This is a genomic window from Streptomyces sp. NBC_01622 (assembly GCF_045209635.1).
Taxonomy (GTDB): Bacteria; Actinomycetota; Actinomycetes; order Streptomycetales; family Streptomycetaceae; genus Streptomyces.
The window spans coordinates 3,023,139-3,043,916 of record NZ_CP109293.1 but is presented as its reverse complement, the minus strand read 5'-3'; the positions used below and the strand labels follow the sequence as shown (position 1 = coordinate 3,043,916).

Here is a 20,778-nt window from a genome sequence, read left to right as displayed (position 1 = left end):
GGCCCTCGTTCCTGCGGGGCTGATCCCCGCTTCCTGCTCAGGCGCCCAGGCGGCGCCCGGTGATCTCCGCGGCCGTGTCGGCGACGAGGCGGCCCCATTCGGGCAGCTGGTCCTCGTCGTACCGGGAGTCGGGCATGGAGATGGCGACGGTGGCCAGCGGCGTGCCGTCCTCGTCGAGGACGGGCGCGGCGATGGCGCAGACGTCGGGCCGGTACTGGTTGCGGTTGACCGCGTAGCCGTCGGCGCTGATCCGGCGCAGCTCGGCACGGAGATCCTCGGCGTCCACCGGTGTCGTCTCGCTGTAGCGCTCCAGCCCCTGGGCGATGAACTCCTCGACGTCCTGCTTCGGCAGATGGGCGAGGACGGCGCGCCCGGTGGCCGTGGCGTGCAGGGGTGAGGTGTCGCCGATGGTGTGGAAGGTCCGCACGGCGTGGTCGCAGTCGACGCGGTCCACCACGACCATGCACTGCAGGGCGTCCGGCACCGACAGGTGGATGGTCTCGTTCACCTTGTCCCGCAGCCGCACCATCGGTTCGCGGGCGGCGGCGAACAGGCTGGATCCCTGCAGGGCGGCGGGGCGTACGGCGAGCACCCGTGCGCCGATCTCCCAGCGGGTGGTGTCCCTGCGGTTGGCTCGCAGCCACCCCGCCTCGGCCAGCGTGACCAGGGTGCGCTGCACGGTGGACTTCGGGAGGCCGAAGAGCTTCGTCAGCTCCCCGACGGTCACCGGCTGGTGCTGGGCGACCGCCTCCAGGATGCGCAGTGATCTGGTGACGCTCTTCATTTCCATCCGATTTCCCCCCGTTAATCCTCGGAGTTCTCTATGGACACCCTCTTGACTCCCTTTCGTCGCCCTGCCATTCTCGTGCCAGATTCTAGCACGGCGTTCCACAATGTGGCACGGCTTCCGGGGGGCCCCGCCGAAGTGAGCCGGACCCCGAGATGCGGGCGGCACCGAGCTGTTGGGCCGCAGAGAAGCCCCCAGCCCCGCCCAGACCGCCTCGAATCGATCAGCCTCACGTCGGGGGCCAGCATGCGCCCCGGCGAAACGAAAGGAAAGCCCCGTGTCAGCTGCCAGGAAGCGCGTCGCCGTCGTCGGCGTCGGAACGATGGGCAGCCAGGCCGCCTGGCGCCTGGCGGCCCGTGGCGCCGAGGTGGTCGGCTACGACCGCTTCGCCCCGGGCCACGACCGCAGCGCCGCCGGCGGCGAAACCCGGATCTTCCGCAGCGCCCACTTCGAGGACTCCCGGTACGTACCGCTGCTCCAGCACGCCGACGCCCTGTGGGAGCGACTCCAGCAGGAGACCGGCCGCGAACTGCGCAGCCTCACCGGATGCCTGCTGATGGGGCCCACCGGTCACCAGCAGATGGCCACGGTCCTTCAGTCCATCGCCGAGCACGGCCTTGACCACGAGGTGCTCGACGCCGACTCGCTCGCCAAGCGCTTCCCGCAGTTCCGTATCGAGGACGGTGACGCGGCCGTACTCGACCGCAGGGCCGGCTTCATCCGCCCCGAGCTGTCGATCCAGACCGCCGCCCGCCGCGCCGAGGAGCTGGGCGCGCGCATCCACCGCTACACCGCGGTCCGCGAGATCGTCCCCCTCGCGAACGGCGTCGAGATCCGCACCGACGCCGGCAGCGAGCACTTCGACACGGCCGTCGTCACCCCCGGCCCCTGGGTCAACGACCTGCTGCCCGATCTGCCCTGGGAGGTGGACATCCGCCGGCTGATCAGCGCCTGGTACGTGCCCACCACCGACGCCTGGTTCGGCGAGGAGCGCCCCGCCTTCATCCGTACCGCGCCCACGCACTGCTACGGCCTGCCCTCCCCGGACGGCGTCTCCGTCAAGCTCGGCCTCTCCCGCGCCCTGCACCGCCCCGCCGGTGACCCGAACCAGCTGGACCGGACCGTCGAGCCCGAGGAACTGGAAATCTTCACCGAGCTGATCAGGCGTCACATGCCGGACCTGAACCCCGATCCGACCCGCCTCTCCGTCTATATGGAGGGCTACACCGAGAGCAGCCGCCCGCTGGTCGGTCCGCTGCCCGGCGCCGAGAACGTCGTCCTGCTCGCCGGTTTCTCCGGCCACGGCTTCAAGCTCTCGCCCGCCTTCGGCGACATCGCCGCCGACCTGGCGCTGGAAGGCAACTCGCCGCAGCCCATCGACTTCCTGTCCACCCTCGACCGAACGGAGGCGTGACGCCATGACCTCGACGAAGAGCTCCCTGTCCGTCGGCGCCCTGAGCGCCGATCCCGGCAGCAAGGTCCGCGGCACCGTCCCCGCCGACCTGGGCACCCTCACCGTCGACATCCCGCTGACCCTGGTCAACGGCGCCCACCCCGGCCCCCGCGTCCTCGTCACGGCAGGCGTGCACGGCGGCGAGTTCACCGGCATCGACGCGGCCACCCGGCTCGCGGCCCTGCTGGAACCCGGCGAGGTGCACGGCCAGGTCGTCGTCTGCCCGGTTGCCAACCCGTCGGCGGTGTACCAGGGACGGCTCGGCGTCTCCCCGGTCGACGGCGTCAACATCAACCGCGTCTTCCCCGGCGACCCCGACGGCGGCCCCACCGAGCGGCTGGCCGCCTGGCTCTTCGCCCACCTCGTCGAAGGCGCCGACGCCTACGTCGACCTGCACTCCGGCGGCATCGACGAGGTCCTCAAGGACTTCGTGGGCTACCGCCTTACCGGAGACTCCGAACTCGACGGTAAGACGGCCGACATGGCAGGCGCCCTCGGCATCGAAGATGTCATCTTCGGCATGAATGCCGATGGCGGCAACAGCCACGCGGCCGCCGCCCGACAAGGCATCCCGGCGATCCTCGTCGAGACCGGGCAGCTGGGCGAACGCGACCCGGAGGCCGCCCGGCGCCTGGTCGGCGGCCTGTACGGGGTGCTGAGCCGACTCGAAGTCCTCGACACACGGCCCCAGGACCCCGCGTCGCCGGTCCGCGAGTGGGTCTGGGCCGCGGGCGTCACCGCCGAGAACAGCGGCCTCTGGTACCCGGAGTTCACCGCCGGGGACGACGTGACGGCCGGCCAGGTCATCGGCCACGTCATCGACCCGGCCGACGGCCAGGAGCACAAGGTCCACACCCTCGCCACCGGACGGATCTTCTACGGGATGCGCGGTCTCACCGTCGCCCCCGGCGCCGAACTGGCAGCCATCGCCGCCCCAGCCCCCCGGGACTCCGGCGACCACTGACCCCACCCCCTGCAAAACCCCTCCCCGCACGACCAGAACGAGCAACCGCACCAGCCCGCACCCCACCCGCATCCTCTCCCCTCGTACCGCACCACCAGGAGGCACCCGGTGAAGGACTTTCGGATCGACCGCAGAGTGTTTCTGCGCGGCGCAGGCGGCGTTGCCGCAGGCATCGCCGCCGCCACATCGCTCAGCGCCTGCGGCACCGGCACCAGCCGGTCCGTCGGCAGCGGCGGCAAGAGCTCCAAGACGCTCGTCGTGCGCAACAGCGGCGGCTCCTACGGCGACGCCAACCAGCAGGCGATCTACGAGCCGTTCACCAAGGAGACCGGCATCCAGGTCAAGGTGGTGAACATCGAGTACGCCCAGATGCTCGCCCAGATCAAGCAGGGCCGCCCGCAGTTCGACGTCATCGACGACTCGATGGCCGACTTCGTCCTCTTCAAGCAGCAGGGCGCGACCGAGGACCTGGACTACGACCGGCTGAAGAACTTCAAGAACGCGGGCATAGCCAAGACCCTGGTCACCTCCAACGCGGTCGGCAAGAACTACTGGGCCAGCGTGATGGCCTACCGCACCGACTCCTTCGGCAAGCAGAAACCTTCCTCCTGGGCCGACTTCTGGGACACCAAGGCGTTCCCCGGCAACCGAGCCCTCCAGGCCCTGGACGCCGACCTGCCCGAGCTGGAGTTCGCCCTCCTCGCCGACGGCGTGGCCCTGGACAAGCTCTACCCCCTCGACGTGGACCGCGCCTTCAAGGTCCTGAGCGAGATCAAGCCCCACGTCCGCAAGTTCTGGGACACCGGCGCCCTGCCCGGCGTGCTGCTGGGCCGCAAGGAGGTCGACGCCTCCAGCGTCTGGCACGGCCGCCTGGACGCCCTGATCAAGGGCGGCGCACCGCTCGCCTACCAGTGGAACGGCGCCCGTCGGCAGAGCAACGCCCTCGGCATCCCCAAGGGCGCCGCAAACCTCGACGCCGCCTACCAGCTCATCGACTTCGCGCTGCGCCCCGAGGTGCAGGCCGCCTACGCCGAGATCTACCCGATGGCCCCGTCGGTGCCCGGCGCCTACAAGAAGTTCTCCGCCACCACCGCCGCGAACCTGGGCAGCTCGCCCAAGCACCTGGAGACCGGCTTCGACCTGGACGTCGATTGGTGGATCAAGAACCAGGACGCCGTGTCCAAGCGCTGGCAGGAGTGGACGCATGCCTGAGATCGACGTGATGCCCTCGCTCACTCGGCCGGAGACCCTGGCCGGCAGTGGAAAACCCTTGTCCGTGACGCGACTTCGAAAGACCTATGGCGGCGTCACCGCCGTCGACGAGGTCTCCATGGAGATCGCTGCGGGCGAGTTCGTCACCTTCCTGGGGTCCTCCGGCTCCGGCAAGACCACCACCCTGATGATGATCGCCGGGTTCTGCGAGCCCGACTCCGGCAGCATCGTCGTCGGCGGCCGGGACGTGAGCCGCCTGGCCCCGCAGAAGCGCGGACTGGGCTTCGTCTTCCAGCAGTACCTGCTGTTCCCGCACATGACGGTGTGGGAGAACGTGGCCTTCCCCCTGCAACTGCGCGGCGTGCCGAAGGCGGAGCTGCGCCGCCGGGTCGGCGAGACCCTGGAGATGGCCGGTCTGTCCGCAATGGCCCGGCGCCGGCCGCGTGAGCTGTCCGGCGGCCAGCAGCAGCGCGTCGCGCTGTGCCGGGCCCTGGTCTACCGCCCGCCCGTCATCCTCATGGACGAGCCGCTCGGCGCCCTCGACAAGAAGCTGCGCGACCAGCTCCAGACCGAGATCAAGCGCATCCAGCAGGAACTCGGCCTGACCGTTATCTATGTGACGCACGACCAGGAAGAGGCGCTGGTCCTCTCCGACCGGATCGCGGTGATGCGGGACGGGCGGATCGACCAGTTCGACACCCCGCAGGAACTGTTCGAGCGGCCCCGCACTCCGTTCGTCGCCGACTTCCTCGGCGCCGCCAACTTCCTCCCGGGCCGCGTGGAGCAGCAGACCTCCGGCCACACCCTCGTCCGGCTCGACAGCGGCGGTGCGCTGAAGGCGCGTCCGCAGGCGGGATCCGAGGGGGCTCGCGTCCGCGCGGCAGTCCAGCCCGGCCGGCTGGCACTGTGTCCCGCCGGCGACGGTTTCTGTACCGGGACCGTCGAGACGGTCACCTACGTCGGCACCCTGGTCCGGGTCACCGTGCGCCCCCTCGGCGGTACGGACACCGAACTCATACGACTGGAACTGCCCGCCGGCCGCGCCCCCGCCCTCGGCGAGCGGGTCGACATGGCCGCGGACCCCGCCAATGTCAGCGTCTTTCCCGACGCGGAACACGGGGGCTGACCATGGCCGTGCTCGCCCCCGTATCCGGCTCCGCCGCTCCGGTGCCCCGCAAGAAACGACTGGGCCACGCTCTGTCCGACCGCCGCACCCGCTTCGGACTACTCAACGCCACGCCCGTGGTCGTCTATCTGCTGATCCTCTTCGTCTATCCCATCTTCAGCACCCTGATGCTGAGCCTGAAGGGCGACAACGGCGGCCTCACCCTCCACTGGTACGCGGACGCGTTCCAGGGCGCCAACCTGGAGATCCTGCTCACCACCCTGCGGATCTCCGCCGAGACTTCCCTGCTCGCCCTGGTCATCGGCTTCCTGCTGGCCTCTGCGATCTCCCGGCTCAAGCCCCTGTGGGCGGGCCTGGCGATGATCGTGGTGGTCGTCCCCCACTTCATCAGCGCTCTGGTGCGCACCTACGGCTGGATCATCCTGCTCGGTGACAACGGCGTGGTGAACAACGTCCTGACGGACATCCACTTCCCGGGCGCACCCTTCCAGTTGCTCTACAACGAGATCGGCGTCGTCATCGGCACCACCGCCGTGATGCTGCCGTACACCGTGCTGCTGCTGTACGCCGTGATGAAGGGCATCGACCGGCGGCTGCTCGCCGCCGCGGCCAGCATGGGCGCCGGCCGGATCACTATCTTCCGCCGGGTCTACGTCCCCCTGGTGGCCCCCGGCCTGGTCAACGCCGGCGTGTTGTCCTTCATCCTCTGCCTGGGCTACTACCTCACCCCCGCCCTCATGGGCGGCGAGAAGCAGACCATGGTCGCCTCCCTCATCGACGAACAGGTCATGAAGCAGAACCAGTGGAACGGCGCCTCGGCGCTCGGCATCATCCTGCTGCTGCTCACCTTCGCCGGACTGCTGCTGCTCAGACTGCTGAAGTCGGCCGGCGAGGCCCTTCGGAATCGGGGTACGGCGTCATGATCGAGCTCCGCTCCACCCTGGCCGGGCGCATCACGCTGGCCGTGTTCTCCACGCTGATCCTGCTGTTCCTGGCCATGCCGATCGTCGTCATCGTCGTGACCTCCTTCGGCAAGGACGCCTTCGGTTCCTTCCCGCCGGAGTCCTGGACGCTCGGCTGGTACAAGCAGCTGTTCGCCGCCGGCAGCAAGTGGCCCGCCGCGCTGTCGCTCAGTGCGCTGGTGGCGGCGATGACCACGGTCTTCTCGCTGGTCCTTGGCATGACGGCGGCCACGGCCCTGGTCCGCAGCGAACTGCCGCTGCGCTCGGCGGTCTACGGACTGGTCCTGGCCCCGCTGGTGATCCCCCAGGTGGTCGTCGCCCTTGGTCTGTTCCTGCTCTTCGAGCCGGCCTCGATGCTCGGCAGCCCGGTCGCCATCGCCCTCGGGCACACCGTGCTGGCCTCACCGATCGCCGTGATGATCCTCATGGCCACGCTCAAGGGCATCGACGAACGCCTGGAGGACGCGGCGGCCAGCATGGGTGCGGGCCGTCTGACCATCGCCTGCCGCATCACCCTCCCGCTGGCCATGCCCGGCCTGGTCGCCGCCGGGATCTTCGCCTTCATCACCAGCTTCGACGAGTTCTTCATCTCGCAGTTCCTGTCCTCCGTGGACACCACGACCCTTCCGGTCCAGGTGTTCAACGTCCTCCAGTACAACGTCGACCCGTCGGTGACCGCCGTCAGCGCGATCCTCATCGCGGTCGCCGTAGTGGCCCTCGCCCTCGTCGGAGTGGTGCGCAAGCTCAGCGGCTCCGGCAAGCAGGACGGCCTGCTGCCCACAGAACCCGGAGTGGGGCTCCCCGCCGGAAGTGAGACCGCATCATGACCACCAGCACCAGCACCAGCACCAGCACCAGCAAGCCCGTCGGTGAACTGTCCGCCACCGCGGCCAGACACCTCCTGCTCAACATGACCCCCAACGGTTCGCTCGGGTCGGACGGCGAGAACCTCTTCGTCGTCCAGCGCGGGGAGGGCCCGTACATCGACGACGCGGACGGCAAGCGCTACATCGACGGCCTGTCCGGCCTCTACTGCTGCCAGATCGGCTACTCCTACGCCCCCGAGTTCGCCGAGGCCGCCGACAAGCAGCTGCGCGAACTGTGCTTCAGTCCGCTGTGGTCCGGGTCCGCGCACCCCACGGCGATCGAACTCGCCGAGCGGCTCTCGCGGATCGCGCCCGTCGACGTCGAGCACACCTTCTTCTCCGGCGGCGGAGCGGAAGCCGTCGAGACCGCTTGGAAGATCGCTCGGCGCTACCACGCCCTGCGCGGGGAACCGGGCCGCGTCAAGGCGATCTCCCGCCGTGGCGCCTACCACGGCCTGACCATCGGTGCCCTCTCCCTCACCGACGACCCCGGGCTGCGGGAACCCTACGGCCCCGGCGCCATCGACACCCATTTCGTGTCCAACACCAACCGCTTCGGCCTCGCGCCGGAGTTCGCCGACGACGACGTGTACGCGACCCACCTGCTAGCCGAGCTGGAGGCCGCGATCCTGGCCGAGGGCCCGGAGACGATCGCCATGCTGATCGCCGAGCCGGTGCAGAACCGCGGCGGCTGCATCACTCCGCCCCAGGGCTACTGGCCCGGGTTGCGGGCGCTGGCCGACCGTTATGGTTTCCTCCTTGTCGCGGACGAGGTGATCACCGCGTTCGGGCGGCTGGGGGAGTGGTTCGGAGGCGACCTGTACGGCTCCCGCCCCGACATGGTCACCGTCGCCAAGGGCATCACCGCCGGCTACGCCCCCATGGGCGCCACCCTGGTCAGCAACCAGGTCACCGAGGTCATCAACCGGCCCGGCACGGTCCTCAACCACGGCTACACCTTCGCCGGACACCCGCTCAGTGCCGCGATCGCCCTGCGCAGCCTGGAGATCATGGAGCGGGACCGGATCCTGGAGAACGTCCGCGGTCACCAGGACCACCTTGCCCGGCGCATGGCCTCGCTCGCGGACCTGCCGATCGTCGGGGACGTCCGCGGCGCCGGATTCTTCTACGCCTGCGAACTCGTCGGCGACCTCGACGGCGGCGGATTCAGCGACACCATCCGGGCTGACCTGATCGCCGATCTGATCCCGTGCCGGCTGCGCGAGGCCGGCCTCCTCGCCCGCGTCTACAACCGCGCCGCCCCCCTGGTGCAGATCGCGCCCCCGCTGATCAGCGACCGTCACCTGCTCGACCGTATCGCCGACATCCTCGCCGAGACCCTCGACGAGGCGTCCCACCGCCTCTGATCCACGTCCGTGAACCCGCTTTCGAAAGGAACCCTCTGATGTATTCCATCGGTCCGCTGACTGTCGCCCCCGGCGAGCGAGCCCAGGGCCTGATCCCGGTCGGCACCAGCAGCTACGGCGTTGAGCTCGGCATACCGCTGATCGTCGTGAACGGTGCCGAGGACGGTCCGGTGCTGTGCGTGGACGCGGGTGTGCACGGTGACGAGTACGACGGGCAGGAGGCCATCCGCCGTGTCCTCGCCGAGATCGACCCTGCCACTCTGCGCGGCACACTGGTCGGCATCCCCTGCATGAACACCCCGGCCTTCGAGGCAGCGGCCCGCACCAGCGGCCTGGACTACCTCAACCTCAACCGGATCTTCCCCGGCGACGCGGACGGCTCGTACTCCCTGCGCCTGGCCGCCACCTTCGTCGAGCAGGTCGTGCCCGCCATCGACGCCCTGGTCGACCTGCACACCGGCGGCACCTTCGGCGAGATCGCGCCGCTCGTCATCCTCCAGGGCGGCTACGAGGAGCTGGCCACGGATCTGGCGCTGGCCGCCGGTCACGAGCTGGTCTGGAAGGGCGGCAAGTGGGGCGGCACGGTCCGCCACCCCACCCTCGCGGCGGGCAAGCCCGCGATCACCATCGAGGCCGGCGGTGGCACCTACCGCGAGTCCAATGTCGAGCTGCACATCCACTCGATCCACAACATCATGCGCAAGCTCGGCATGATCGACGGCAACGTGGAACTGCGCGACAGCTACACGACGGTCTCCGGCACCTTCGCCCGCTCCGCGGCCGGCGGCTTCTTCCTCGGCCACGCCGAGCCGGGCGAGACCTGCAAGGAAGGCGACCTGATCGCCCACATCGTCGACCACTACGGCAACACGCTGGAGGAGGTCCGCGCCCCGCAGGATGGCACCGTGCTCTGGGTCCGCCGGATCCGCACCGTGCGGCCGGGCGACGAGGTCGTCATCTTCGGCGAGGTGCTGGGGGAGATCCAGCCATGACCGCCGACCTCCAGCTGCTCCTCGTCGACGGCAAGCAGGTCCCCGCCGCCGATGGGCGTACCTTCACCGTCGTCGACCCGGCGGACGGCACGGCCATCGCCCAGGTCGCGCTGGCCGGTGCGGCGGACGTGGACCAAGCGGTGGCCGCCGCTCGAGCGGCCTTCACCTCGCCCGAGTGGGCCCGAATGCGGGCCGCCGACCGGGGCAGGATCCTGTACCGGATCGCTGAGGCGATCCGCTACCAGGGCGAACGCCTGGCCCGCCTGGAGAGCCAGGACGTCGGCAAGCCGCTCCGCCAGGCCAAGGCCGATGTCGAGAGTGCCGCCCGCTACTTCGAGTTCTACGCCGGCATCGCCGACAAGCTCGGCGGCACCACGATCCCCCTCGGGCCCGGTCTGGTCGACTACACCGTCCGTGAGCCGATCGGCGTCTCCGGTCAGATCATCCCGTTCAACTACCCGCTCCAGAACACCGCGAGGGGCTCAGCCCCCGCGCTGGCCGCGGGCTGCACGGTGGTGCTGAAGCCGTCGCCCGAGGCTCCGCTGACCCCGCTGGAGATCGCCAGGATCGCCCTCGAGTGCGGTTTGCCGCCGGGTGTGCTGAACGTCGTCCCCGGTGACGCGGAGACGGGTGCGGCCCTGGCCGGTCACCCGGACATCGACCAGGTCACGTTCACCGGTTCGGTGCCGACCGGCATCAAGGTCGCCCAGGCGGCCGCCGCCAACGTGGTGCCCTCCGTCACGGAATTGGGCGGCAAGTCGCCGTTCATCGTCTTCGCCGACGCCGACTTCGACCTGGCGCTGGACGCCGTCCTCGGCTGGTCGTTCAGCAACGCCGGCCAGATGTGCTCGGCCGGCACGAGGCTGTTGCTCCAGCGCGGAGCCGAGGAATTCCTGGACCGGCTGGTGGAGAAGATCGCCACCCTGCGCATCGGACCCGGCCTGACGGACCCGGACATCGGCCCGCTGGTCGCCGCCCGGCAACGCGACCGGGTGCTGGGCTACCTGGACCTGGCCCGGCAGGAGGGCGCCGTCGCGCGAGTCGGTGGCGGCGCTCCCTCCGCCCCGGAGCTGGCCGACGGCTACTACATCGAGCCGACCGTCCTCACCGGCCTGACGAACCAGGCCCGTTGCGCCCGCGAGGAGATCTTCGGCCCCGTCGTCACCGTCATCGAGTTCGACGGCGCCGATGAGGCCCTCCAGATCGCCAACGACAGCCCGTACGGCCTCGCCTCCTACGTCTGGACCCGCGACATCGACAAGGCCATGACCTTGGCCGACGGCATCCGGGCCGGCCAGGTCTACGTCAACGTCACCAGCGCAGGGACCGGTATCGAACTCCCCTTCGGCGGCTACAAGCACAGCGGCTGGGGCCGGGAGAAGGGCCTGGAAGCCCTGGCCAGCTACACGCAGACCAAGAACGTATGCATCGGATTCGGGGACCGGTCATGAGATACCGCACCCTCGGTGAGCGCGGACCGACCGTCTCCGTGGTCGGCGTCGGCGGCAACAACTTCGGCTCCCGCCTCGACGAGGAGGGCACGAAGGCCGTCGTGCACGCCGCCCTCGACGCCGGGATCACCCTGTTCGACACGGCCGACATGTACGGCGGCTTCGGCGAACAGGGCGGGACCCGCGGCGACGGCGAACGGCTCCTCGGTGCCGCCCTCAAGGGCCACCGCGACCAGGTCGTGCTGGCCACCAAGTTCGGCATGGAGATGGGGCCGGAGGCCGACCAGTACGGCCGGCGCGGTGCACGCGCCTACATCAGGTACGCCGTGGAGGCGTCGCTGCGCCGCCTGGGCACCGACCGGATCGACCTGTTCCAGTACCACGAGCCGGACGGCGTCACCCCGCTCGACGAGACGATCTCCGCTCTGCGGGAACTGGTCGACGAGGGGAAGATCGGCTACTTCGGCTGCTCCAACCTCCCGCCCGAGGACCTGTCCGAGGCGTTCGTCAGCACCCAGGCCCGCTACCACCTGCTGGACCGCGGCGTGGAGGCCGACCTGATCCCCGCCTGTCTTCGGCACGGCATCGGTCTTCTCCCCTACTACCCGCTCGCGAACGGCCTGCTCAGCGGCAAGTACCGGCGCGGCGAGCAGCCACCCGCCGGCAGCCGCCTGTCCTGGCGCCAGGGCTGGCTCACCGACGAAGCCCTCGACCGCGTGGAGGCGCTGACGGAGTACGGCGCCGAACGCGGGCTGACCCTGCTCCAGGTCGCCGTCGGTGGCCTGGCCGCCCTCTCCGCCGTCGGCTCCGTGATCTGCGGCGCCATGACCCCCGAACAGGTCACCGCCAACGCGGCGGCGGCCGGCTGGATCCCCGACGCGGCCGACCTGGCCGGCCTGGACGCGATCGTCACCCCCGGCGAACGCATCGTCTGACCCCCCCGAAGCCTGCACGCCACAACTCGCGACCCGCATCCCACGCAGCGAGAGTCTCTCTCTTGAAACGAGGTTGAACCCCATGCGAGAGATCGTCACCTTCGACGCCTACGCCACCCTCATCAACTTCCAGCTCGGCCCCACCACCCTGAAGGTCCTGGAAGACCGGATGGACCTGGACAACCTGGACGTCGACGAGTTCCTCGACGACTTCCGCGTCATGCGCTTCCAGGCCGTCCTGGAGGCATACCGCCCTTACCACGAGGTCCTGCACTCCAGCCTGCGCAACGCCATGCGTCTGCACGGCCTGGAGTACCGCACGTCCGACGGCGACGCCCTCGTCGAGGCCGTCCCCAGCTTCGGCCCCTTCCCCGAGGTCCCGGACGCCCTGCGCGCGCTGAAGTCGCGCTACGAGATCGCGATCATCTCCAACACGGACGACAACCTGATCGCGCGGAACGTCGAGAACATCGGCGTCGAGTTCGACTACGTCATCACCGCCCAGCAGGCCGGCGCCTACAAGCCCGACCGCCAGACCTTCGAGCACGCCTTCAACACCATGGGCGTCGAGCCGTCGCAGGTGATTCACACGGCCCAGGGCTGGGAGTACGACCACATCCCGACCCGTGACCTCGGCCTGAAGCGGCGGGTGTGGATCAACCGCTACGGCCGCAAGGGCAGCGCCGACTACCAGCCCTACGACGAGCTGACCGACCTGTCGGGCCTGCCGAAGCTGCTCGGCTGCTGACCGGCCGGGACCTCAAGCACACAGAGACAGAACACAGAGGACGCACGTCATGAAGCAGATCCCCTACTGGCTCGACACCGCTCCAGCCCTGCCCGACCGTTCCGGCAAGGCGCTGCCCGACGAGGCGGACGTAGTGGTCATCGGCGGCGGCCTCACCGGTCTGTCCACCGCCTACCACGCCGCCCGCAAGGGCGCCCGGGTCGTCCTCGTCGAGAAGGACAAGGTCGGCTCGGGCGCCTCGGGGCGCAACGGCAGCATGTGCACCCAGGGCATCACCATCGGCACGGGCGAGGCCCGCAAGCGCTTCGGCCAGGAGCGCGCCCGTGAGCTGTACGGCGCGTTCCGCGAGGCGGTCGACGTCGTCGAGGAGCTCACTCACACCGAGAAGATCGACTGCGACTTCCACCGTGCGGGCCGCCTCGGCGTGGCGTACAAGCCGCAGCACTTCGAGGCGATGAAGGCCACCCAGCGCGACCTGGCCGACAACTTCGACCACGAGACCCAGCTCCTGAGCCGCAGTGAGCTGAAGTCGGAACTGGGTTCGGACTACTACCACGGCGCCCTGCTCGACCCGCTCAGCGCCGCCCTGCACGTGGGCAAGTACGTCCACGGCCTGGCGGAGGCCGCCGAACGCGCCGGCGCCGAGATCCACGAACGCAACGCCGCCACCGGCCTCACCCGCCTGCCGGGCGGCGGGTTCGACGTGGAGACCCTGCACGGCACGATCCGCGCCAAGCAGGTCATGGCCGCCACCGACGCCTATACCGACAAGGCGCTGCCGTGGTTCCGCAAGCGGCTGATCAACGTGGGCAGCTTCATCATCGTCACCGAACCTCTCGGTGAGGCGCGGGCCCGCGAACTGATCCCCAACGGTCGCCTGGTGGTCGACTCCAAGAACATCGGCCACTACCTCCGCCTCACCCCGGACAACCGTCTCGCCTTCGGCGGCCGGGCCCGGTTCGCCCCCTCCAACCCCGCCTCCGACGTCAAGAGCGGCGACATCCTGAAGCGGGAGATGACCGAGATCTTCCCGCAACTGGCGAACGTGCGCGTCGACTACGTGTGGGGCGGCATGGTCGGCTTCTCCTGGGACCGCCTCCCGCATGCCGACGAGGCCGAGGGGGCCAAGGGCCTGTACTACTCCATGGGGTACTGCGGTCACGGCGTCCAGATGGCCACCTACATGGGCCGCGCGGTCGCCGAGATGATGGACGGCAAGCCGGAGGCCAACCCGCTGCGCGGCCTCGGCTTCCCCAAGGTCCCGGTCCCCTTCTACAACGGCACCCCGTGGTTCCTGCCCTTCGGCGGCGCCTACTACAAGGCCAAGGACCGCCTGCGCTGACCCGCTGCCCACAGTGGCGACACCGCGGGGGTTTTCCGCGATGCGGTCGTGGAGAGCCCCCGCGGACACGGGACCGCCCGCTCCCCAAGTGAGGCGTTCGGCGGGGCGACTGCGGGGCTTGCCGAGGTTGTATGAGGTCATCCCGGACCAGGTCAGGTGCCGCGGTAGGTCCACGACACCTTGGTCCGGACCGTGCAGCTCGTCCAGAGATTCCGGCAGCCGACGCCGGTACTTCTCCCGGTACAGCGCGAGGTCGACAGCGACCTCGCCCGACTGTTCGCTCTGCGTGGAGGTGGGGTGTTGTGGGCTGGCTGCCATGCCCTCATTGTGGCCATCGCGGAAGTGGCGCGGGGCATGATGCCGCGTCCGGAGTGATCGGCAGCGAACTCGTGCAGAAGGGCTGGTCGCGGCGGCCTCATCTGCCGCGAAGCGCGAGGATGGATTGAGGGTCGTGACGCTCGTTTGACGCTCCGAGCTTCCGCACGCGGGACTACGGGCAGATAAACCGCCTCTGACCTGGTCTTTTTTTATGACTCGTCCAGGCCGACACCTTTCCGATGCCCCATCATGTGGAGTGCGTTGCCATCCTTGAACCGGTGGCCAAGGTGTCCTGACCTGCGGTTTTGTGGGTGCGCATTATGTGCGGTGTGGGCGTTACGGGCGATATCTTGACGCTGAAATGACGCTCGCGACGCTCATTTGACGCTCATTCTGATGGGGTGTCAGTCGTGCTGCGCTGCTGGTCAGGCAGGCTGACACGTGGTCCGGCCGAGCGTGTTCGCTGAGGATCTCGTGATGCCGAGCATTTGCGTGAACCCCGGCGTAGGCCCCCAGGGGTCTTCGTTTGCTTGTGGTGCATCGCATGTGAAGTCTTGAGCGGTGCAGTCCAAATGAGTGCAATGCGTCGGGGGTTCGACTCCCCTGGGCTCCGCTGCGCGCATCCTCCGACCTGCTGAAGTGCTATCGGAGGGATCTTCTGTGCTGACGTGTCAGCGTGGTGGTGCTGACGGAACGTCTGCGGAGTCCGGTGCTTGTAGGGCTTCAGGGTGTTGTCTTCCCTCGGCGGATCCCCTGGTACGTCGGTGTTGCGGTGCGTAATACGGTCCTGCTCGCTGTAGTTGCGGCTTGGGGGCCTGCGCTGTCCTGGCCCGAGCAGAGGATCTGTGCCTATTCGTCAGTCTTGGGGGTGCGAGCGTCGGCGGACCGGGTGGTGGGCTGCTCGTCGCCCTGTCGCTGCTGGAGGTGCTGGCGGTGGTTGGCCTCGCCGTGCAGGTCTGTCGTGAGCCAGGCCGGCACGCGGTGCGTCCTGAACCTCTACCGTTGACTTGCGACTCCGGGTGGGCCGGTTGTGTAGAACGGGGGGAAGGGTCAGATGGACGAGGTGTTGCCGACGGCGTTGCTGGCGGCGTTGGCCGAAGGTGCCGGAGGGGAGGCCGGGCGCCGGCTGGTGGAGGAACTGGCGCGGGCGCTGGCACAGGACCCGAGCCCTTCCGCGCAAGTGCTTGCCGAGGCGGCTGCCCAGCCCGCCCGGCAGGAGGCGGTGCGATCCTGGGCCGACCGGTTGGCAGACTTGTTCGTCGCCGATCCGCACATCGCGCAAGCGGTCGCGGATGCTATGCAGCGGCATACGCCGGGCAGCGCGGAGAGCTGGTATCGAGGGGATCACATCGACTTCCGGGGTGGGGTCTTTCTGGGCGATGTGGTTGGCACGCAGGTCGTGATCCAGCAGAACGGGCCTGCGGAGCCGGATCCTTGGATGAAATCCGACGACTACCTTCGCCATGTGAACAAGGGTGCGGTCTACTCGCATCGTTGGCGACTCGTCGGGCGTGCGCAGACGATGGATGGCCTCTTACCGTTTGCCAGGAACGAGCAAGGAGGCGTCGCGCTCCTCATCGGCAGGGCCGGAGTCGGGAAGACGAAGATCGTGACGGCCCTGTGCGAAGCGCTGCGCGAGGCAGATCCCGCTGTCGAAGTACGAGTGCTTGGCCCCGACTCCGCCATCGGTCCGGGCTCGTTCAGGGAACTGCCGAGCACGGGCAGTCTGTTGGTGATCGTCGACGACGCACACGACGATGCCCTCCCCTTGGAAAAGATCGTCTCTGGGGTCCGGAGGGCCAACGGCTCCGCCAAAAGGTGTTCTCGCTCCCGGACACCGACCAGTTGGACGCCTACGCCGACGGAAAGCTGCACGGGCTCGACCGTCCCGTCCTGGTGCTGCTGAGCCTGCTCGATCCCGGATGGCCGGGACGGACGTGGACGACACCGGCCGGGACGGCGTGGCACTGGCACGGCTACGACGAGATGTGTGCCGCGCTGCGTCCCTGCCTTCCGGAGCTGCGCGGGGCGGACCGCTTCGGCGCCGACGTGTTCGAGCGCTGGCTCGGCCTGATCGGAACACTCGTGAGCCTGAGCGCCGAGGTCGGTACGCCCGCCGACTCGGAGCCGTTGCTGCTTCCCGAGGAGGCTGCCGCGATTCTCAGGCCCGCTCGCCTGGACGCGACGGTGCAGAAGATGCGCTGCCTGCACGCCACGAACCGCATCCGGGCGGAGCTGGCGGGAGAGATCGAGCGGGAGGCAATCGTGGTACGTACCGCGATGAGCCGGGGCCAGGGCATCGTCGAGATGTTCACCGCCTGCCCGGGGCCCGGTTTCGGCTGGCAGATCCAGGAGGGCCAGTTCCGTCTCGTGTATCTGACCGGCGCGGGCCCCGGGCACGGCAAGGGCGAGGAGCGGCGGGCGGTCCGCGAAGGCCGGGCGCGTGCCTTCGGCGACTACTTCCGCTTCGACCGGGCGCGGGACCTGCTCGGTGACACAGGACCCGAACGTCCCGGCGTCGCCCCGCATCAGCCGCTGTCCTTCAGCGGATTCGCCCCCGACTTCGTCTACCGCAGCATCCCGGTACCCGATCTGACGATCGGGCAGGTCGTGGACCTGGGCGTCACGTTCGCCCGAGAAGCGCTGAAGGCCCATGCGGACGCGTTCGGTGACGTCCTCGGTGCGAACGGCTGACCGGGGCGGCCGGCGCGATCACGGTAGGCTGCGCTCCTTGCGCGAGGGTGGGGCGGTATGGAGGTGCTGGGAGTCGATGCCTGCGGCAAGCAGGGCTGGGGCGAGATCGCGCTCGCGGACGGCGTGTACGCGGGCAGCCTGGCGGATTGTCGGCTCGACACGCTGATCGAGCGTGCTGCCAGCGCGCGGGTGATCGCGGTGGGAGCAGGTGCTTAGAAGGCGCCTGCTCTGATCCGGCGCTTTCGCTCGTTCAGGGCCGAGTGCCCGATGCGTGGATCCTGGTGATTCCGGCGCCAGCGCGGTGGTTCGCCGACGGCAGACATTTTGATCCCGGAAGGGACTGGAATCGTGCGGCGAAGCAAGCGAACCTAGATCAGCTCGCGGAAGAGTGTGTGCGTGAGCGGGGCAACCTAGCACGGGATCGCCGGTTACCCAAACCGGCGATTCTCCGGAGTAGTGGAGGAGTCCGGTCGCCGTGCGATTCGCAGCGATGGCCGGACAGCCGTGTCTATTCCCACGACTCACCCCAAGGAGCTATCCCGTGGCTGCAGTTGTTAGTGAAGAAACGATTCATCTAACCGATCGGCAGTGCTTCGCGATCCTGGACTGGGCCGCCGAACAGCCGCAGAGCGGCCTCGTTCTACGGGCCTTCCTGGCCTCCATCGCTCTCGCGGCCCTGCGCCCGGAGGAAGCCCTAGCACTGCGCGTTCGAGACGTGAAAGTCGCAGACGACGGCGCCAGTTGGCTCTTGGTCCACCCTCAGGCACAAGAACACCGTGAGAAGTATGCGGACCGCGCGGGCGCCGTACGGCGTGTTCCCGTCTGCCGTGAGTTGGCGGCGATCCTGAAGGAGGAGACCATCCGGCGCGATCTCCGCCCTGATGACGCAATATTCGTTCTCGACGATGGACGGCCGCTGAACGCCGAGGTCTATCGGACGGTCTGGCGGCAAGCGCGGGCGGAAGTTCTGCAAGCGCATGAAATCGACTCGCCGCTCGGCAGGCATCTCTCGGCACTCCGTGACGCATGCATCGCGTCGTGGCTGAAGAGCGGCGACCAGACGGCGGGGCACATCCTTGCGGTGGCCCAATGCGCCGGAATGAGCGCTCCTCGCCTCGCCGAGCGCTTCGCGTACTGCCTTCGCAAGCCGACACGGGACGAAATCCCTTGGGACCGACTCGAAGCTGCCTTGGCCCTTCCCGACCTTCCGGGTCAGCCGACTTCGACCGCACGGCGTCCGTAGCGGTACTCCGGGTCGCGGCTTCTCCGCGATTCTTCCCTGCCTCACGACAGGCAACGGCTGGGCGGAGCACCGGTTTCCGCCCAGCCGGGCCCCTCTCTCCCGTACCTCACAGAGAACCTTCGATGCCTGCACGACCCTTGCCGTCCCCCATTGCTTCCTCCGCAGCCGTACGCACGGCCTTTCTGACAGTGAAGGACGCCGCCGATTACCTCGGCCTATCACCCCACACCCTCTACGTCTGGCGCCACCGCCGTCAGGGACCGCCGAGCTTCCGTATGGGCCCCCGCGGTCGCGTCATGTGCCGGGTGGAAGCCCTCGACGCCTGGGTCCGTGAACAGGAGCAGGCCGACTCCCGCTCCAACCCCGCCCTCAACTCGCTCAGCGTCCGACCTCAGGAGCGTTCCGCCCGCTTTGCCGCTGCCTGACACGGCCTCCTGTGCCGTAGAACGCCGCTGTCGCCCCCATCACAAAGGAGTTCCACCTGGCTGGCTACATAGAAGACCGATGGCTGAAGAAGCGCCCGAACCTGAGGACCGGCAAGCGCGACCGCACGGCCATGTACGGCAAGTGCACCCGCTACCGCGTCAAGGGCATCCCCGGTGTCAAGGACCGTTCCTTCGACGCCCTCCAGGATGCCAAGACATGGCTCGCCCAGGCCCAGACCGACGCACGCCGGGGCGAGTTCGTCGATCCCCGTGATGGGGCCATCTCCCTCAAGGACTACATCGCAACGCACTGGTGGCCCACGCAGAGCGGTGACCCGTCCACGATTGAGCGGATCGAGCAGAGGGTGCGGCGGCACATCGTTCCTCACCTGGGTGCTCAGCCGCTCAACGCCATCGGGACGGAAGTCCTGCGGCACTGGAAGAAGCGGCTGGAGAATGACCTCGGTCCGTCCTCCATCCGTCTGGTCTGGGCGACGCTCTCCAGCGTCCTCCAGGCTGCGGTCGAGGACCGTCGTCTGGGACGTAACCCCTGCCGGTCCAGCACGGTCGGCCCTCCGGCCGCCGTACCCGGAAGGGTCGAGGCGCGGGCGCCCGAACGAGTCCTGGCGGTACGGGAGGCCCTGCCGGACCGCTACCGGCTTCTTCTCGTGGTCGGAGCAGGTCTCGGGCTCCGCCAAGGGGAGGCGCTCGGGCTTTCAGCGGACGACATCGACTTCGAGAAGGAAGTCGTGCACGTCCGCCGGCAGGTCAAGATGGTGCGGGCGAAGCTGTGTTTCGCACTTCCCAAGGGCCGCAAGGTCCGGGACGTGCCGCTGCCGGCCAGCGTGGCCAGGGCCATCCGGCAGCACATGGAGCAATTCGCGCCGGTGCCGGTCACGCTGCCCTGGGACGACCCGACTCCAGCCAAGACGCCGGTAGAGGCCAAACACCGGCGGCCGAGGACCTACAACCTTCTGGTGACAGGACGCGAGCGGAAGGCCGTCAACCGGAACTACCTCAACTCCTACGTATGGAAGCCCGCGCTGGCCGCGGCGGGCGTGATCGCACCGTTGGAGGAAGGCGACACCGACGGTGCTCGCGTGTGGGAGCCGTCCAGGGAGCACGGTTTCCACGCCCTGCGCCACTTCTTCGCCTCCGAGGAACTGGAGGCTGGCGAATCGATCGTCTCCCTGGCACGCTGGCTGGGCCACTCCGATCCCGGATTCACGCTGCGGAAGTACTCCCACTTCCTGCCCCGCGCCGGCGCACGGGGCAGTGCCGCCATCGACGCGATCTTCGCGTAACTGCGGCCGGTCCGCAGATCCTGTGGAGCGTGGCTCGTAGCTTGCCGCAGGCCCAAAGTCCCAGAGAAGTCCCAGAGATGCCGCCGTACCCCTCCCTGACCCGCTAGATGGCAGGTCAGACGGGGGGCGGCGGCATCCGCATATCAAATGTCCCGGAAGAGACCAGGCGGCCCCGTGAGCTGCTGCGATGGATGGTTGTGCGCTCCTGACCTGGGCGAATGACCTTTCGGCTGTTTCACGCTAATGCCCGTTGACGCGGCCGGAAGTCCCAGAAAAGTCCCAGAGCGCTCCCACTGCCCGCAGCCACCTTTCGGTTCTATGCAGAGCGTGGGGGTGCGGTGTGGGGTGGTACTCGTGCATCGGTGTCTGCCCTGAACGAACGGCAACGCGCGCTTCTCGAGCGGCTCGTGGCTGGTGAGGAACCCGGAGCCTGGTCACCGGGTGAATGGCGCTCGGCTTATGCTCTGCGCGACCGCGGGCTCCTGACAGTCAGGCGCGGTGGCGGTGGCGTGCATGCGGAGGTCACCGAGGCTGGCCGTTCTACCTTCGGCACGGTCATCATTCCGACGACCCGGCGTTTGCGGATGGT

Annotated in this window: 20 protein-coding genes; 18 read left to right on the top strand and 2 right to left on the bottom strand. The window is 68.8% G+C overall.

Annotated elements, in window-relative coordinates; genetic code table 11:
* Positions 1-37 precede the first annotated feature (37 nt).
* Positions 38-784 carry an IclR family transcriptional regulator gene (locus OH768_RS13695; protein WP_406465257.1) on the bottom strand — a complete coding sequence of 249 codons (747 nt, stop codon included), beginning with the start codon at positions 782-784 and terminating at the stop codon, positions 38-40.
* 280 nt (positions 785-1,064) lie between these two features.
* Here OH768_RS13695 and solA point away from each other — a divergent pair, with 280 nt between their 5' ends.
* The 12 genes from solA to OH768_RS13635 all read left to right on the top strand — a co-directional run bounded on the left by solA (position 1,065) and on the right by OH768_RS13635 (position 14,205).
* Positions 1,065-2,201, top strand: a complete 1,137-nt coding sequence (gene solA / locus OH768_RS13690) for an N-methyl-L-tryptophan oxidase (protein ID WP_406453437.1) — start codon at positions 1,065-1,067, stop codon at positions 2,199-2,201.
* 4 nt (positions 2,202-2,205) lie between these two features.
* Positions 2,206-3,204 (top strand): succinylglutamate desuccinylase/aspartoacylase family protein, encoded by a 999-nt coding sequence (locus tag OH768_RS13685; RefSeq protein WP_406453435.1) that lies wholly within the window; start codon positions 2,206-2,208, stop codon positions 3,202-3,204.
* A gap of 108 nt (positions 3,205-3,312) precedes the next feature.
* On the top strand, positions 3,313-4,416 hold the full coding sequence (locus OH768_RS13680) for an ABC transporter substrate-binding protein (protein ID WP_406453433.1): 1,104 nt from the start codon (positions 3,313-3,315) through the stop codon (positions 4,414-4,416).
* Positions 4,409-5,542 carry an ABC transporter ATP-binding protein gene (locus OH768_RS13675; RefSeq protein WP_406453431.1) on the top strand — a complete coding sequence of 378 codons (1,134 nt, stop codon included), beginning with the start codon at positions 4,409-4,411 and terminating at the stop codon, positions 5,540-5,542. Before OH768_RS13680 ends, OH768_RS13675 begins: the two co-directional genes overlap by 8 nt.
* Positions 5,543-5,544: 2 nt before the next feature.
* Positions 5,545-6,465, top strand: coding sequence for an ABC transporter permease (locus OH768_RS13670; protein WP_406453429.1), 921 nt, complete (start codon positions 5,545-5,547; stop codon positions 6,463-6,465).
* Positions 6,462-7,331: an ABC transporter permease gene (locus OH768_RS13665; protein ID WP_406453427.1), complete on the top strand. Its 870-nt coding sequence runs from the start codon at positions 6,462-6,464 to the stop codon at positions 7,329-7,331. The genes OH768_RS13670 and OH768_RS13665 overlap by 4 nt, the downstream gene beginning before the upstream one ends.
* Complete coding sequence (locus tag OH768_RS13660; RefSeq protein ID WP_406453425.1) at positions 7,328-8,737, top strand: aminotransferase class III-fold pyridoxal phosphate-dependent enzyme; 1,410 nt, start codon at positions 7,328-7,330, stop codon at positions 8,735-8,737. Before OH768_RS13665 ends, OH768_RS13660 begins: the two co-directional genes overlap by 4 nt.
* 38 nt (positions 8,738-8,775) lie before the next feature.
* The gene (locus OH768_RS13655) at positions 8,776-9,729 is read left to right on the top strand and encodes a succinylglutamate desuccinylase/aspartoacylase family protein (protein WP_406453423.1); all 954 of its coding nucleotides are present in this window, start codon (positions 8,776-8,778) and stop codon (positions 9,727-9,729) included.
* Positions 9,726-11,180 carry an aldehyde dehydrogenase family protein gene (locus OH768_RS13650; RefSeq protein ID WP_406453421.1) on the top strand — a complete coding sequence of 485 codons (1,455 nt, stop codon included), beginning with the start codon at positions 9,726-9,728 and terminating at the stop codon, positions 11,178-11,180. Before OH768_RS13655 ends, OH768_RS13650 begins: the two co-directional genes overlap by 4 nt.
* On the top strand, positions 11,177-12,115 hold the full coding sequence (locus OH768_RS13645) for an aldo/keto reductase (protein ID WP_406453419.1): 939 nt from the start codon (positions 11,177-11,179) through the stop codon (positions 12,113-12,115). The genes OH768_RS13650 and OH768_RS13645 overlap by 4 nt, the downstream gene beginning before the upstream one ends.
* A gap of 82 nt (positions 12,116-12,197) precedes the next feature.
* Complete coding sequence (locus OH768_RS13640) at positions 12,198-12,863, top strand: haloacid dehalogenase type II (protein WP_406453417.1); 666 nt, start codon at positions 12,198-12,200, stop codon at positions 12,861-12,863.
* 49 nt (positions 12,864-12,912) lie between these two features.
* Positions 12,913-14,205, top strand: coding sequence for an NAD(P)/FAD-dependent oxidoreductase (locus tag OH768_RS13635; RefSeq protein WP_406453415.1), 1,293 nt, complete (start codon positions 12,913-12,915; stop codon positions 14,203-14,205).
* A gap of 1,167 nt (positions 14,206-15,372) precedes the next feature.
* On the opposite strand, the gene OH768_RS13630 is transcribed toward OH768_RS13635, so the two are convergent.
* Positions 15,373-15,501 carry a hypothetical protein gene (locus OH768_RS13630; RefSeq protein ID WP_406453414.1) on the bottom strand — a complete coding sequence of 43 codons (129 nt, stop codon included), beginning with the start codon at positions 15,499-15,501 and terminating at the stop codon, positions 15,373-15,375.
* A gap of 76 nt (positions 15,502-15,577) precedes the next feature.
* Between OH768_RS13630 and OH768_RS13625 the strand changes: the two genes are divergently transcribed.
* The 6 genes from OH768_RS13625 to OH768_RS13600 all read left to right on the top strand — a co-directional run bounded on the left by OH768_RS13625 (position 15,578) and on the right by OH768_RS13600 (position 20,189).
* Positions 15,578-16,429 carry a hypothetical protein gene (locus OH768_RS13625; RefSeq protein WP_406453412.1) on the top strand — a complete coding sequence of 284 codons (852 nt, stop codon included), beginning with the start codon at positions 15,578-15,580 and terminating at the stop codon, positions 16,427-16,429.
* Positions 16,342-17,217 carry a hypothetical protein gene (locus OH768_RS13620; RefSeq protein WP_406453410.1) on the top strand — a complete coding sequence of 292 codons (876 nt, stop codon included), beginning with the start codon at positions 16,342-16,344 and terminating at the stop codon, positions 17,215-17,217. The genes OH768_RS13625 and OH768_RS13620 overlap by 88 nt, the downstream gene beginning before the upstream one ends.
* A gap of 57 nt (positions 17,218-17,274) precedes the next feature.
* On the top strand, positions 17,275-17,433 hold the full coding sequence (locus OH768_RS13615; protein ID WP_406453408.1) for a hypothetical protein: 159 nt from the start codon (positions 17,275-17,277) through the stop codon (positions 17,431-17,433).
* A gap of 325 nt (positions 17,434-17,758) precedes the next feature.
* Positions 17,759-18,460: a hypothetical protein gene (locus OH768_RS13610; protein WP_406453406.1), complete on the top strand. Its 702-nt coding sequence runs from the start codon at positions 17,759-17,761 to the stop codon at positions 18,458-18,460.
* A 122-nt stretch (positions 18,461-18,582) separates the two neighbouring features.
* Positions 18,583-18,885, top strand: coding sequence for a helix-turn-helix transcriptional regulator (locus OH768_RS13605; protein ID WP_406453404.1), 303 nt, complete (start codon positions 18,583-18,585; stop codon positions 18,883-18,885).
* A gap of 131 nt (positions 18,886-19,016) precedes the next feature.
* Positions 19,017-20,189 carry a tyrosine-type recombinase/integrase gene (locus tag OH768_RS13600; protein ID WP_406453402.1) on the top strand — a complete coding sequence of 391 codons (1,173 nt, stop codon included), beginning with the start codon at positions 19,017-19,019 and terminating at the stop codon, positions 20,187-20,189.
* Positions 20,190-20,778: the final 589 nt, after the last annotated feature.